The following is a 15,494-nucleotide window of genomic DNA, read 5'->3' on the forward strand; positions in this document are numbered from 1 at the left end:
AAACCCGAGTCGAAGCGTCTTCGAAATCATCCAGGGGATAGTGTCAGGGAACCTAGCTCAGGTTGAGTTTGACTGCCATATTTGCGGACGACATACGGCAGTTTGGATGTCGCCTGAAATCGAGCTCCAGCTTATGATTCTTGGCTTTTATGGCCCTGATTGCTTGCAAAAACGAGGGCTAGATCTCGTTCACACGCCATACATCGCATGGTGTCCAGCCGGAAACAACAATCCAGAACACCTAGAGATCATGTTGCCAAGGGAACATTCCTGATCGAGCAATTCAATGTATCGGCTTCCCTCTATCTGTAGTGAAGCCGATTTTTCTTGCCGACAGACATGATCGGGCGCATAATACGCAGTACGCACCTTGCTTCAAGGGGGAACGTTGAGATTAGTTCTGGTGACCTGTAGTGTTTGCGGTGACAAGAAAATTTGGGCGAAAGATATACAGGTACGGATTTGTGTTGAGACCGGGGAAAGCTCATATGTTCTTCGGTGTCCTACTTGCTCTGGTATTCAAGTTCGAGCTTCTGATGAGAGTGTAGATATTATCTTAATATCTGCCGGGGCGCGTATAGACTATTGGCATAGGCCTGCAGAGCTTGATGAAGAGCACATAGGGCCGGTCATTGGTGTCGATGATCTCATTGACTTCCATGAATTACTGGACGATCCGAATGCTCTCTGGGAAGATATCTCCCGAAATGGGCCCACACCCTATTAAGCTCGTTTCTCAAAGAAGAAGCGAGCTATTTTTGTATCTGCAAAAGATGTTTTCTGCTATACTTATCAGGTTATATGACAAATATATTTACACGTATTTTAGGGGATCCAAACGAGCGCGTGGTACGCAAATTACGTGCCCGTGTGGAGCGTATTAACGCCCTTGAGGATGAGATGAGGGCTCTGTCCGACAGGCAGATGCAGGCCGAAACGAAGAAGTTTCAAGCTGAGCTTGAGTCTGGTAAGCAGCTCGATGATATCCTTGAGCGAGCGTTTGCGGTGGTGCGTGAAGCCGGGCACCGCGTCATCAAGCAACGACACTTCGACGTGCAGTTGCTCGGTGGAATCGTGCTGCACCAGGGTGGCATTGCCGAGATGCGTACCGGTGAAGGGAAGACCTTGGTGGCAACCCTGCCACTCTATCTCAACGCCCTAGAAGGTGAGGGCGCACATCTTGTAACGGTCAACGATTATCTCGCTCGTATCGGCGCTGGCTGGATGGGTCAGATATATCATTTTCTCGGACTTTCGACGGCAGTTATTATGCACGACTCGAGCTTCGTCTATGACCCGGATTACACAGATGACACCCACGCTGACGAACGTCTGCGTCACCTGCGCCCTGTGACACGCAAGGAAGCCTACGCGGCAGATATTACCTATGGCACGAATAACGAATTTGGCTTTGATTATTTGCGTGACAACATGGTCCAGCACGTTGATCAAATGGTTCAACGCTCACTTCACTATGCGATTGTTGACGAAGTTGACTCAATTTTGATCGATGAAGCGCGCACGCCGCTCATTATCTCGCAGCCGCATGCGAAACCGACTGACCGGTATTATCAGTTCGCAAAGATCGCCGCTAGTTTGAAGCGCGATGAGGACTACACTGTCGATGAGAAGCAGAAGGCCGTGAGTATCACCGAAGGCGGGATTACCAGAATCGAAAAAGCGCTTGGAGTTGACAATGTGTACGAAGCTGGTCGGATAGAGGATGTGCATCATATCGAGGCTGCGCTCAAGGCTGAAGCGGTGTTCCAAAAAGACCGTGACTATGTTGTGTCTGCGGATGGCGAAATAATTATTGTCGATGAATTCACCGGTCGCATGTTGCCTGGTCGTCGATATAGCGAAGGATTGCATCAGGCGATCGAGGCAAAGGAAGGTGTGGAGATCCAGCAGGAGAGTCAAACGCTGGCGACTGTGTCATTCCAGAACCTCTTCCGTCTCTACAAGAAGCTTTCAGGCATGACTGGTACTGCGGTGACCGAAGCCGAAGAATTCGGCAAGATCTATAAGCTTGACGTGACGACAATTCCAACGCACCAGCCGATGATTCGTGAGGATATGCCCGACAAGATTTACAAGACCGAGAAAGCTAAGTTCGAAGCTGTTGCTCAGGATGTGGCTGAGCGACACGCGAAAGGTCAGCCGGTACTTCTTGGTACCGTGTCGATCGAAAAGAATGAGCACTTAAGCGCTCAGCTCACGAAGGCTGGCGTGCCACATCGCGTACTGAATGCGAAGAATAATGAGGCCGAAGCTGAGATTATCGCCGCGGCGGGTCAGAAAGGTGCTGTGACGCTTGCAACAAACATCGCTGGTCGTGGTACAGACATCGTACTCGATGACGAGGTTGCTGAGCTGGGTGGCCTGCACGTTATCGGTACTGAGCGCCATGAGTCGCGTCGTATCGATAATCAGCTGCGTGGACGCGCTGGTCGACAGGGTGATCCTGGTTCAAGTCAATTCTATGTCTCTCTCGAAGATGATCTGATGCGCATCTTTGGTAGTGAACGTATTGGCACGATGATGGATGCATTAGGTCTGCCGGACGATACGCCGATCGAGAATCGCATGGTGTCGCGATCGCTCGAGTCGGCTCAGAAGAAGGTTGAAGGTCATAACTTCGATATCCGCAAGAACCTTGTCGAATACGACGATGTTATGAACCAGCATCGCGAGATTATGTATGCTCGTCGTCGCGCTATTCTGAAGAAAGATTCGCTTAAGGACGACATGCTACCGATCTTCGAAGCTGAGTTTCGGGCGCTGATAGCTGGCGCAACTGATGAGCAGACTGGCATTCTGGATCTCGAGAAGTTGGCCGCGGCGGTGCGCGATGTGATCCCGCTTGAAAAAGGCTGGGAGACGAGTCAGAAGACCCGTGATCATGATGTGATCATCAAGCAGTTTATGGATATTGTTGAAGAGACCTACCGTCAGCGGTACTTAGAGTTTGGTGACGAAGGTGTGATGGTGATCGAGCGCATGGTCTCGCTAAATACGATCGACTCGGCTTGGCTTGAACATCTCGAGGCGATGGAGCATCTGCGAGGCGGGATTGGTTTGCGTGGGTACGCTCAGCGCGATCCACTTGTGGAGTACAAACAGGAGTCATTCCGTATGTTTGGCGAGTTGCAGCGTCGAGTTGACTCTGAGATTGCACATACATTCTTTAAGGTGCGCGTCGAGCTGGCCGCCAAGCCAGAAGAGCAGGCTATCGAGACCGAGATTACCAAAGCCGTTAAGCAGGCGGTAGATATCGCGGCATCTTCACAGTCTGATGCAAAAGTCTCGAGGGATCGGGCGCTGCGTGAGTCGGCGCGTAGCGGGCGCGAAAAGGGCGTGATCAGACGTACAACTACAAAGCCTTCATCCAAGAAGAAGCACAAGAAGAAAAAGCGTCGCTAAATCAGTCCAGATATTGCCATTATTGATTCCGGTTATGTATACTACATATGAAAATAATATGAGGGTACAATATGGATCAGAACGCGAATGTGCCGCAGCCGGGCCAGACGCAAGACCCTAGCGGGGCAGCACCTGTGATGCCGCAGGCGGCAACAGACGGGTCGACCAGTAACGCGCTGGAAGTATTTGCTCAGAATTTACTCATCGAGAGAGGTGTTCTTGATCTAGATGCAGAGCTCGTGGCTGGTATGAAGGCCGATATCATGCAGCGACTGGAGGTGCTCTCGACGCAAGTTATTGTCCAAGCTCTGAGCGATGTGGACACGGCTGAGTTTGAAAAAATGATTGACAATGGGGCTACGCAGCAGCAACTACAAGCTTTTGCCGAGAGTAAGATTCCAGACCTGTCGAAGCGATTAACGGAGGCCTTGCTGAGGTTTAGAACCACGTATCTTGGTGTGGTGGCGTAATAATTCTTAAACAATCATGGCAGAAACAATGATCAACAATGACGAACAGGTTCATGCTGATGAGGCTCGTGAGAGCACAGTTACTGATGAATTACGGCAGATTGTCAAAGACCAGGAGCGCCCTGACTCGAGTGCGCCAGCTGATAAGGATAGTGTCTGGGATCGCCTGAGTGGTGTAGCACAGAAGCAGCCCGGAGAGACACCCGAATCTATATTTGCATCGGCTGCCCCGGCAGACGCAACTCGATCCGAAACAAATACCACCCCTGATAGTGGGGTCACGCAGTTGGGTGTCTTACGCAACGAAACCGCTGCAGCTGAAGCAGCTCTCCAACGAGCGTTACTAAACCAAGACCATCCAGACCGAGTGAAGTTGCTACAAGACAAGGTTGAGGATTTCCAAAGACGCCTATCGGAGGCAGAAAAGAACAGCGAAGGTCAGCCCTGTACTATTCTCGGGGTTAGTCCAGAAGCTGGCGCGAGCAATACTAGTGAAGCAGCTGAGACTATTCCTACAGAGCAAGAAAACGGAGAAAAGCTCATCGATGGCGCGTGGGAAGGCACGTTTACCTTTAATGGCGTCAAAGTAGGTTGGGGCGATACGATTACTTACCAAGAAAAAGATGGCGACATTATTGAAGCAGTAGTGATTGGTTTTGTGGGTTTGCCAGGAGAAGAGCCTCAGCTTGCCTTGCGGAGTGATGCGTATAATGGTTTGCAATTCATCGTAGGTCGCGGGAATGAGTTTCGGGTAGTCAATGATCCGCCCGCAGAACCCCCAGAGGATCCTGTCGAAGGACCACCACAGCCACCAGCTCCCCCAACAACTCCACCCGGTCCACCCACCTCGGTTCCTCCTGGTCCTCCTGATGCAGTGCCACCGACCACCCCGACCGAACCTCCGACTGAGCCGAAGAATCCTCTGCTTGGCGCGACGATCGGTGTAGCCGATGTACGTGACTCGAAGTTTGCGAAGGCTCATCAAGAGGCTGAAGAAGAGCTTATGAAAGACAAGGCAGAGCTTGATGCCAAGATGGAGGCCTTTTATGACAAGCATCCTGGGGTGGCTAAGAGTACTATAGGTCGTGGACTGCTCAAGATGTACTACACGGCGCGTCATCCAGTCGAGACAGTTTGGCGCCAAAACATCATGCGTAATGCAACGGTCCAGAGCCGGCTGTATGAATTTATTAATGGCGATCGACAGGATGAGATAGCGTTTTCTGACAAGACTGCGCAAGCGACCATCGAGCGTCTTGGTGGTGGTCAAGCCGCTCGTGAAGCAGGGAGAGATGGAGAAGCGGCTACTCTGATACACGAAGGTGAGAAAGTTCAAGGTGAGACAGACCCAGCAGTGGCTGCGATGAAGAGCCAAATCGCTGATTTGTGTAAGCAATTTGCGACTGATCCAGCGATGTCACGTGAGGACTTCCTGGAAGCTAAAGAACGCATTATCGTGTCAGGCGATTGGGATCACAAGCGGCGTGATGCCAGTGGAGAGCTCATTGTCGATACGGTCGACAACATCACTCAGTATGCTGAGACATTGCGGGCTCATTTCGAACACACTCGAAGTATGGAGGATGTCGATGAAGCTCTGGCGACGATGAGATTCGTAACTGGCGAGGCGAAGATAGGTCCTCGTACTGAAACTGAGCTTCCTACCACAAATCGCATCATCCAAAAACTTCAGGCTCGTGGGATTGGGGTCGTGGCAAGCGAAAAGACGCTTGCTATAGCAATCGCTGCAACAGGTGCGTTGTTGACGCGTGGCTCTACGAGCATGGCTTCTAAGGCATTGCGGTACGGGACTCTCGGAGCTGGCGCCGGGATAGCAGGCATCGGCGCCTACATGAGGGAGAAGCGGACGGTGGCAACTGAGCGAGCTGTCACGGCCAGGCAACGTGCAACTGGTGAGCAGGGTCCTTCTGACGATACAAATCTCGAGACTGTGCCGCACCGCGAGAAACTGACTGAGACCCTGCAAGACCTCGTGCCGTCAGTAGCGATTATCAATGGTCTTGATGCAGCAATTCTCGCTTATCCAGAAGACGGGACAGCAGTAGACAGAGCCCAACTCAACGACATGGTTGCGAAACTTGTTGAGGTACGATCACGTTTACAGTGGGGTGACTTAAATAAGCAAGACACCATTCGGTTTAGCTCAGAGGATACGATGGAAGAAGAGCGATTGGCAATCGATACAAAAGTTATTATTCTCTCCTCGCTTCTCGAGGATTACTACACTGCTCACCCAGATCTTTTGCCACCAGGATATAGCTCAATTCAAGAGGTTATCGATCAGCAGGCTAAGTTGTATAAGGAGTCACAGCTCGAAGTTGCCCAGGCGGCAGGCGATGAGAAGTTCGAGTCGTTTGCTAAGAAGCGAGCAGTTACGAAAGCTGCCCTGACTGTAGCTGGTGGAGTGGTTAGTGGGTGGTTGGTCAAAGAAGGTCTAGAGCTGGCGGATAGCAAACTGGGACTTGGCTGGTTGACAGAGACTAAAGGCACGCCACCGCGCCCAATGGAAAACTCTTCGCATGATGTTCTAGGTGTAAATTATGATATGCCGAAAGACTGGCGATTTGATGCTAGTCCAAATGGGAATGGTACGGCGATTTTCAATACAAAAGGTGAGCTGGTGGCGGACGGTCTGCATACAACCCCTGAAGGTGGACTCACTCCAGATAGTATAGCGCTTCTCGAGGGTAAGGGCATGAAAATCGAGACTACCTTGTCGACGGTTGCAGATGTACCGGAGCAAGTACATCTAGACAATAACTTCATCGCTTCGCAGCAGCCTCGCATCGCTCGAGAGTGGATGAATAATAACACTACTGAGTTTGACCTAAACGAGCTGCGTGCTTATTGGCGCGTGGAGGGTGATCAATTGGTGCTTGATGCAGGCAAGATGCGCTTGGGCGGCAGCTTCCGAGATGGTCGATACGTCGATGCGCTGGCGGAATTCCGCAAGGGGAATGGAAAGATGCTCTTCTCGCTTGATCGCACCCACCAGTCACAGCCAATTGCTCTCGACGTATTACCGGATGGCACCTTGCGATTGCCGGTCAATGGTCCTGAAGTTCAAACGCTATTTGATCTCAGTGGCGGTGATATCAAACTTAAGGCAGCCTTCTGGGAAGTGGGCACTGGTAACGGTGTCGCTGCTGATGGGCGTGCCAAATTTGATATTTTAGCAACCTGCGTCGGCGAAGATCGCACGACTGGGGTCGATGTACCTGTGCCTCGCACGAAGACGCTCGCCAGTACGGTGATTACTGCCATGGAGCCAGGCTCAGAAACGACGACTGTCACAGATGCGCCATGGTTCTTTGTGCCTATCCCACTGTCGCGCTTTGGTCTTGAAGCGATCCCTCCGCGGCGCGAGAGACGAGGTGAAGGCGCTACTATACGCCCTACAAATCCAGACGGCTCAGGGGCTGGACGGCGCACATTTAACCCAGCAGCTAATGACGCTCTTATACCATTGCCTCCCGCTAGCGACCCCCTGCCAGCTATTGGTAGAGGACCAATACCATTTGGTGAAATAGGACCCGGACAGGTGACTGACCAAGATCCCTCTCCAGGCCCGCTACCTGAGATTCCACCCGTCAATCCTGCGCGAGGCGAGCTGACTACAGGAAGTGCTGCGATTGCCGAAATTCCTCCTCGAGCCGAGTCGCTTGCACGGCGGATCAACGATCGCGAAGCCGCCACTGCTACAGCTGCGGATATGATGCGACTTGCGGGCCTAAATGCGGATAGTGAAGGATTTCAGGATCTGTGCGAGCGAGTGCGAAGTGGTTTGTACTCTCAGGGCGATCTGATTGCAATGAAGGCGATGCTTGAACTAGCAGGGGCTCGGATCGGAGCACGTTCAGATCAGGATAGCTTTGATGCTACTCGAGATATTATGGCGGCTACCGAATATTTCAATCGGCTAGAGCGTCAATTCAACGCCGAGCAAATGGATCAATTGACACTGCTCTATGATGTTGTTGATAGTGTGAAGAAATTTGATGAGCTTGGGTTCAAGCTTGAGCAGCCACAAGTTGCGTTTGGCCGACTGGGCAACATGATCCGTAGAGTGCAGGGCGGGAAGCAGCTTAAAGCTGAAGAATATCGTTGGTTAACTGGAGTAGTGCAGATTAGCTCAGAACTAACCATTGCGGCTTTGCACCAGACAGAGGAGCGAGTGAAGAATGCATCTCGCAGTGCGCGCGAACGGCAGCACTGGCAGGTCGAATATGCTCGACGCCGTGAACGAGTACGATCGCTGCAATCGGCTCGTGAGAATCTATTGCTTCGCCTTACGACCCTGGCAGGCGGTGGATTGGCCGCTGAGTCTACGCTGCGGCAACCGGTCTCATCCCCAGAGAACACTCCCACGGCCGATGTCCCTCAAGAAGCACCCGAGGTCCAGCCGGCACCGGTTGCGCCAGTAGGAGATACTCAGACTGAAGCAATAACCGCAGAGGTTGCGGCATCACCAGAGCCTGATCAGCAAGCACCATCCGGTGAAACGCTCGCGCCACCACCGACTCCTCCAACCGATCAGATCCAGATGATCGGCGGCCGACCGAATCGAGTCGTGACCGACCCTGATGGAAGAATTCGGTTTGAGCCTATCGAGGCGACCCAAGCGGCTGCATAGGCACTATCGCCAGATCATTTGATTGACTTTTTCAGATAAATATGCTAATATTCGCGAGACCTACCCCGATCTCGGGGTTTGCAGTCAACGCACCATCACATTCGAATCAACAGAAAGGGGGAGATGTATGTCTCCCAAGCCCACCAGAACACATGTATTTAAGTCCCTCAAGGACTTGGACCCCGCCCTGTTCGGGGGCGAACAGGACCCTGCGCTTGCGCAGGTGATCAAGTTCTCACCACGTGCCGAGATCGAAGACGAGTCGGGCTATCCCGATTCGAGCGATCGGGACGCACAGTCGTCCGAGACAGATGGCGAGAGCCAGCCGGAGGCGAGCGAGCCCACCGCTGACTCCAGCGCTTCCACGACCCCACGGCGCATCCTCATCAGGGATCTCTGCCAGGACCTGGTCGCCGCAGGCGTCGATGCCGACGAGGGGGTGGCGATGCTGCGCATCCGTGCGTGGTACGCCGCCAACGTCGAGAACGGCGCTGACAAGGCGATCGTTCCGGCCACCACGGCGCGCAAGGCGTTGCGGGAGGCGGTTGCCTCCTGGATCGCTGCTGCGCAGTCCACTACGGCTGAGCCCGCGGAGTCCGACACGGACGCCGATGGGTCGAGTGATGCAGCAGCTGTTACGAACTTCTCACGCTCTCTGACGGTCGACGAGGCCAAGGAGGAGCTGATGGAGTTCATCGTCGCTGCTCGTGCTTCCGGCCAGGTCCAGCCGCTGGCAGACAAGATCTTCACGCTGGGCTTCGAGCTTGGCATGAACGAAGATCAGCTCTTCAGGATCGGCAAGAAGGACAAGGCCTATTCGCCGACTCGAGCCGAGCTCGAGAAGGACCCCGAACTCATCAAGAAGACGTGGTACTACGGTGCTGCCTTCTGGATGAGCAAGGAAGAGCGTGAGCCCGAGGAGGTCCTCGCGGACTGGTACTGGCCCGGCACCAAGCCGAAGCCGGTGCGTACCCGCGAGCCTCGGTCTCAGGAAGCGGCGTCACCCGTGCTCTCACTTCCGCCCCTGCCCGCCACGAAGCCCGATCCCGTTTCCACGGAGCCCGACAAGGATTCCGGGGACGCAGAGCCGGCTCAGGTCAGCTCGGACGCCGATTCGCCCGTGACTGAAGTGCTCGATCCCGAGCGTCAGTTCCGGGTGCATCGCACTGGGATGATTCTCGACCGGCTCGAAGGTGAGTCGGATGAGGACTGGCAGGCTCGAACGCGCCAGGCGGTCAGGGATGCCAGGAGGGAAGCCAGGAATGGCGACCAGCCTGCGCCCAGCACCGAAGGAAGTCCGTTCTCGACCGAGAGCGCGGATGCCTCACGGGCACCGGTCAAGCGTGTGTCCAGCCTGCCGGGAGGCGGTATTCGTATCGTGCGCACTGATGGCACGACCGAGGACAAGCCGTACGACTGGTCGGCAGAGACGGATGAGCCGGAAGGCCCCGACACTTCTGCTACCCAGTCGACCGATGCCGAATCCATGGGCGACGAGCCCGTGGGTGACGTGACGGATGTGGTCGACGATCTGGACGATGAGCTCGCTCGTATCACGCGAGATACCGAGTTCATGTTCGACCAGGGTGTCGATCCCGAGGCTGTCTTCGCGGCCCTGTTGGACTAGATGGTGTACCCCTGGTAGAGCTTCGGCTTTACCAGGGGTGTTTTATTTTCTTGATCAAACTTGACTCAATTATTGTCAGCACATGACCATAGGGGCTTGATTTTTTTGTCAAATTATGATAACATGCACGCAACTCCTTCTCATAGGTGGAGTGAACCTACTATCTATTCAGTTGAGCTATAGGCAGCAGAGTTGTGTTTAGAGCTCTACGCGCATCAGATCGATGTACGTGGAGCCTGAACACAACCAACCAACTAACCCGACCCACAGGAGGTCACCGACATGGCGCAAACCGCCAACACCCCTTCCGAGCTGGACAAGCTCCGCTCTGCCACTGTCGGGGGCTTCCGGGCCCACGGCAAGCGGCTGGACAAGCTCGCCGCCGATCTGGGTGGCATGGTCCACCTGCAGACGCGAGATCGTTCGCGCCTGAACCAGACCATCGAGCGCGTTCGACGGCTCGAGCAGTCCGGTCAGGACGTCACCGAGCTCGCGGCTCAGGTGGCCAGTCTGGTCACGTGGATCGAGGACATGAAGGAGCACGGGGTCAAGCCTCACGTCATCCATAAGGCCATCGAGCTCCATCTCGAGCAGGAGGTCCTTCCCAGGATCACCAAGCTCGAGGAGCGCGTCACCGCAGTGGAGAGCGCGCAGCGACAGCTTCGCACCGACCACGACGACCTCGCCGGGGTTGTACACCTGCAAGGGCCCGAAGTGGCTCGTGCACACAACCGGATCGACGAGCTCGACGCCAAGGTCACTGGTATCGCCGATCAGGCGGACACCGCTGGTCGACGTGCTGAGGAGGCCTTCGCGGCTGCCTCGGCCATGTCGAGGGCTGACGTCACCGACACCATCCGGCGCGGCATGCTCGCCGGTATGCTGGCAGCAGCTCTGACATTCCTGGTCACGGCCCTGATCAGCTTCCCAGACACCTGGCGCATGCGCACGGTGTGGGCCCTGATCATCGGCGCCGTCGTCTGGGGTGCGCTGTCTGTGGTGCGTATCAGCGGCGGTTCGGCTTCGGCCGCAGCCGCTGGCGTCCGACAGCGTGTGGGTCAGGCGATCATCGGCGGAACTCCCGCCGCACCCGCCAGTCCTGCTCCTGCTCCTGCTCCTGCTCCTGTGCCTCCGGTGCCTCCGGTGCCGACCCAGGTGCAGCCCTCTGTGCAAGCGGGCCACCCGGGTGGTACGGTCTTCCAGACCGCGTCACAGCCCGTGGTGGGTGCCGCTGCAGCTGCTGGTTCGTCCGGCAACGGCGCGGCGCAAGCCGGCGCTGCTGCGCTCAACTGATCATCTCGGTGGTGGGGTCCTTCTTGGACCCCACCACCGCCTACTTTTTTCATAATCGTTATGGTTTTATACCGCACAGCACCTCGGTGGTGTCCGGTACCCGAACCTGAACCTGAACAACCCGCTCCTCGCGAGAGGGGCCCGAGTCTCGAGGAGAGACATCATGCAACGGAGATTCTTCTTCGCAGGACCGTTGATTCTGCTCGCCGCAGCAATCCTGCTGTGGGCGACCCCCACCCTCACCCGGGTCATCGCGGACCCAGGTCCGGATAGCACGACGACCACCGTCCCGACGGCACCTCCGAGCGGAGACACTTGCGCCACCACGGTGCACTTCTTCGCTCAGGACGTCGGTGGCCACAAGTTCGGCCCAGCCGTGACCGAAGAGGTAAACGCGGCTCAGGCCGACTTGCGGAACCGACTCTGCAGCGACCCCGCTCTGGCTGTGGCGTTGCAGGAGGACGTCTCCGACACCTTCTCGTCTCCGGACGAGCGGGTCGACAAGACGGCTGCATTGGTCCAGAACCCGGACGCCTGGCGTCTGACGGTCCTGGCGGTCACCAACGCCGTGGCGCAGGGAAACCCCCGCGTCGAGACGATGTCGGGGTCGTACAAGACCCTGTACATGGTGACGGAAGGTCGGCAGATCCCGGAGGTGTTCAATGCCTCCCCGGACAAGCCGAGCTTCGGGGTGCTGCGGTTCGACACGCCCCAGGGTGTGAAGAATCTCAAGCTGGACTGTGGATTCCAGCCGGTGGAGCAATCGTTCCCTCCGGCTGTTCCTCCTCGGACCCAGCCTCCTTCCCCGAGGCAGCCCAAGCAGCCGCCGAAGCCCCCGACCACGGTGACTCCACCCACCACGGCTCCGCCGACGGTGACCACCCAGCCTCCTGCCACGACCGTGCCGCCGTCTCCGACGACGACTTGGAAGTGCGATAAGGGCTGGAAGCTCGTCGGGGGTCAGTGGGTCTGCGGTACCGGCGGTGACGTCGGCACTCCGCCGTACCAGCCACCGTCGACTCTCCCGCCGACCCCGGGCTTCAACCCGGCAACGACGGTTCCGGGGTCGACGATCCCACCAGGGGCCACCCCACCGGTGAGCTTCGCCCCCACCCCGCCTCCCGAGGCGCCGGTGACGACCGACCCGCCGGCACAGGGTGATCCCTGTCAGTCGGCCAGTCCGCCTGCCTTCTGCTAGAATAGGGGGCTTGTCCTCCTCACTCGGTAGTAGTTCAGGTTCCATCCGGGGCCGAGCGCGTATGCGCTCGGCCCCTCTTCTTTACTTATCGGTAGATCATAATACGAAAGTCATTGACAAATATGCTTATGTATGATAATATCTATGAGTCATACGCCATCTGGTGGAGCGACCTTTCACAGCTTATATGAGAAGTGGAATACGCTATTCTTACGTCATTGACGGTACTGCAAATATATTACATAACATAAGCACTTTCGAGCTCATTGCTCAGAAGAAAGGAGTCTTCTATGACTATGCTTACAAAAGTTCGCAATATTGCCTTGGCTGCTGGATTGGCTTTGCTTCCACTCGCTGCGCACGCTACTGACACGGTTCGTCTCGAATCACGTCTCGGTGTAGCAAACGCTTCTGCGGGTGAGCAAATGTACAATGCAAGCACCACTGCAAAGACCGACGAAACTGTTCAGGTTCAGTTGTGGTATCACAACATGGAAAACCCAGACAGCAATAAGGTCGCTCAAAATCTCAAAGCCAAGCTTCAGCTTCCGACTGCCGCTGGCAAAACCCAAAACATCAACGGTACAATCAGTGCCGACAACGGTAATACCGTAAACACCAACGCTACTGTCAATCTGACCCCAGAAAACAGCCGTCTCGAAATGGTCCCTGGCACCGCTATGTGGCGCCACAACAAAGGCACTAACGAGCAGCCAAACTGGGTGACTGAAGGCCTTACGCCAGCTCAGGAGCAAGCGCTCTTGAATGGTGGTGTGGTTCTCGAGAATGCAAAGCCATGCTTTAACTTCGAGGCAACCCTCACCGTGAAGCTGCGCGTCAAGACTGACATCGTAGGTATCAGCAAGCAAGTGCGTGTACTTGGTCAAAAAGACTGGGTAACCGAAAACACTGCTAAGTCTGGTGACACACTCGAATATCGTATTAAATTCCAAAACGGTGGCAACACTGTACTCAAAGACGTTCAGATTGCTGACACCCTTCCTGCAAACGTAACCTACGTAGCTGGTAGCACCAAGCTCGCGAATGGCAACCATCCTGATGGTGTGGCTGTCTCTGACAACCTCACAAAGGGTGGCATCAATGTCGGCGATTATGCTCCAGGTGCAGTCGGATATGTCATGTATCAGGTGAAGATTGCTAGTGATCTTAAACCAGGTAGCTATGACCTCAAGAACGTTGCAGGCGTGAAAGTTGGCGAACAAATGAAATTTGCCGAGGCTCACACCAAGGTAACCGTTGAAGGTCCTAAGGAATGTAAGCCGGGTATTCCAGTAGGCGATAGCCGCTGTAATCCTACTCCTCCAACTCCAACCACACCGGTAACGGGTGGGACTGGCACGAGTTTGCCAGAGACTGGTCTTGAAGGGGCTGCAGCAGGTCTGCTCGGTACGACCGGTTTGACCTATGCTGGCTACTTCTACCGCCGAAGCCGCAAGGCTTTGACGAGCGCACTTCGAAACCAATAAGCTCGGTGAATTATCGCCTCATGTGAGGTGTACCAAAAAGGCCTGAAGAGCATCTGCTCGAACGGCCTTTTTGTGTATTTGAGGTATAATACAATCTTAATAAAGTACTGCACAGACATGAAACCAATTATTGAAGAACTGAGTAATTTGCTTGAGCAAGTCCAAGCTGCCAAGGAGCAGTTGCATTTGCAGTCCGAGCAAAAAGTACTCGAAGAGCTCGAGGCTCGGATGAACGCGTCCGATTTTTGGTCTGACCAAGGCGAGGCGCAGCGGGTGAGTCGTGAGGCGGCGCTCCTGCGTAAATTTATTGAAAGCTGGGACATTATCGAAGAATCACTCAAGACTAATCTCGAGCTGGCGGAAATGTCGGATGACACGTTACTCGATACCTTTCGCGAAACGACCGACAGCATGGCGGAGTCAGTGCGCAATATGATGCTAACGGTGAAATTGTCTGGCAGATACGACAAGTCACCTGCGATCGTGCAGATTTCAGCCGGTGTGGGCGGTACTGATGCGCAAGATTGGGCCGAGATGCTGCTGACGATGTATACCCGTGCAGCCGAGAAGCTCGATCTCCAGGCTACACTAGTTGATATCTCGCGTGGTGAAGAAGCTGGCATCAAATCTGCGACTCTCGAGATCAGCGGCCCCTACGCCTATGGCAAGCTGAAGAGCGAGAAGGGCGTGCATAGATTAGTGCGTCTCAGTCCATTCAATAGTGATAATTTGCGTCAAACGAGCTTCGCGCTCGTAGATGTCGTGCCAGAGATTCCGATGGAAGAAGCCCACCTTGATGAAAAAGACTTGAGAATCGATGTATTCCGCGCTGGCGGGCATGGTGGCCAAAGCGTGAATACGACTGACTCGGCAGTGCGCATTACCCACATCCCAACCGGTATTGTGGTGAGTATTCAAAATGAGCGCTCGCAGCTGAAGAATAAGGCGAAAGCGATGAGCATTCTCGCCGCACGCTTGGCTGAACTCGCACGCGAACAACATCTCGATTCGATCGCTGACTTGCGAGGCAAGATTACCTCCGCAGACTGGGGTCAACAGATCAGATCATATGTGCTGCATCCGTATCAAAAGGTCAAAGATCATCGGACCGACTACGAGACAAGCGACACTGAAGGGGTGCTCTCAGGCGAGATAGAACCCTTTATAGAAGCTTATTTGACGAAACAAATCCGTAAAGTATAGCATACATGTATCTATGCCACGCGAGGGTGAACAATTTCTTCATAGCAAAGACGACAAGCTGCATCGTAGCCTCCCGGTTGAGCTCGAGCAGATACGACGAGCTCGCGCATCGCACGATCAAGAATATGTTGTAGATACC

8 protein-coding genes are annotated in these 15,494 nt (G+C 54.7%); all 8 read left to right on the top strand.

Annotation, left to right across the window (positions count from 1 at the left end):
- Window positions 1-801: 801 nt before the first annotated feature.
- The 8 genes from secA (at window position 802) to prfB (ending at window position 15,355) form a co-directional block, all read left to right on the top strand.
- The gene (secA, locus tag IT415_00130) at window positions 802-3,423 is read left to right on the top strand and encodes a preprotein translocase subunit SecA (GenBank protein MCC7543110.1); all 2,622 of its coding nucleotides are present in this window, start codon (window positions 802-804) and stop codon (window positions 3,421-3,423) included.
- Between the two features lie 71 nt (window positions 3,424-3,494).
- On the top strand, window positions 3,495-3,893 hold the full coding sequence (locus IT415_00135; protein MCC7543111.1) for a hypothetical protein: 399 nt from the start codon (window positions 3,495-3,497) through the stop codon (window positions 3,891-3,893).
- A gap of 16 nt (window positions 3,894-3,909) precedes the next feature.
- Complete coding sequence (locus tag IT415_00140) at window positions 3,910-8,547, top strand: hypothetical protein (protein ID MCC7543112.1); 4,638 nt, start codon at window positions 3,910-3,912, stop codon at window positions 8,545-8,547.
- Window positions 8,548-8,674: 127 nt separating this feature from the next.
- Window positions 8,675-10,174 (top strand): hypothetical protein, encoded by a 1,500-nt coding sequence (locus IT415_00145; protein MCC7543113.1) that lies wholly within the window; start codon window positions 8,675-8,677, stop codon window positions 10,172-10,174.
- A gap of 282 nt (window positions 10,175-10,456) precedes the next feature.
- On the top strand, window positions 10,457-11,467 hold the full coding sequence (locus tag IT415_00150) for a hypothetical protein (GenBank protein MCC7543114.1): 1,011 nt from the start codon (window positions 10,457-10,459) through the stop codon (window positions 11,465-11,467).
- A 163-nt stretch (window positions 11,468-11,630) separates the two neighbouring features.
- Window positions 11,631-12,665 (top strand): hypothetical protein, encoded by a 1,035-nt coding sequence (locus IT415_00155; protein MCC7543115.1) that lies wholly within the window; start codon window positions 11,631-11,633, stop codon window positions 12,663-12,665.
- A gap of 290 nt (window positions 12,666-12,955) precedes the next feature.
- A complete protein-coding gene (locus IT415_00160) occupies window positions 12,956-14,152 on the top strand; it encodes a DUF11 domain-containing protein (protein ID MCC7543116.1) in 1,197 nt (398 codons plus the stop codon).
- A 117-nt stretch (window positions 14,153-14,269) separates the two neighbouring features.
- Window positions 14,270-15,355, top strand: coding sequence for a peptide chain release factor 2 (gene prfB / locus IT415_00165; protein MCC7543117.1), 1,086 nt, complete (start codon window positions 14,270-14,272; stop codon window positions 15,353-15,355).
- Window positions 15,356-15,494: the final 139 nt, after the last annotated feature.

The organism is bacterium (assembly GCA_020854115.1).
Classification (GTDB): Bacteria; Patescibacteriota; Saccharimonadia; order CAILAD01.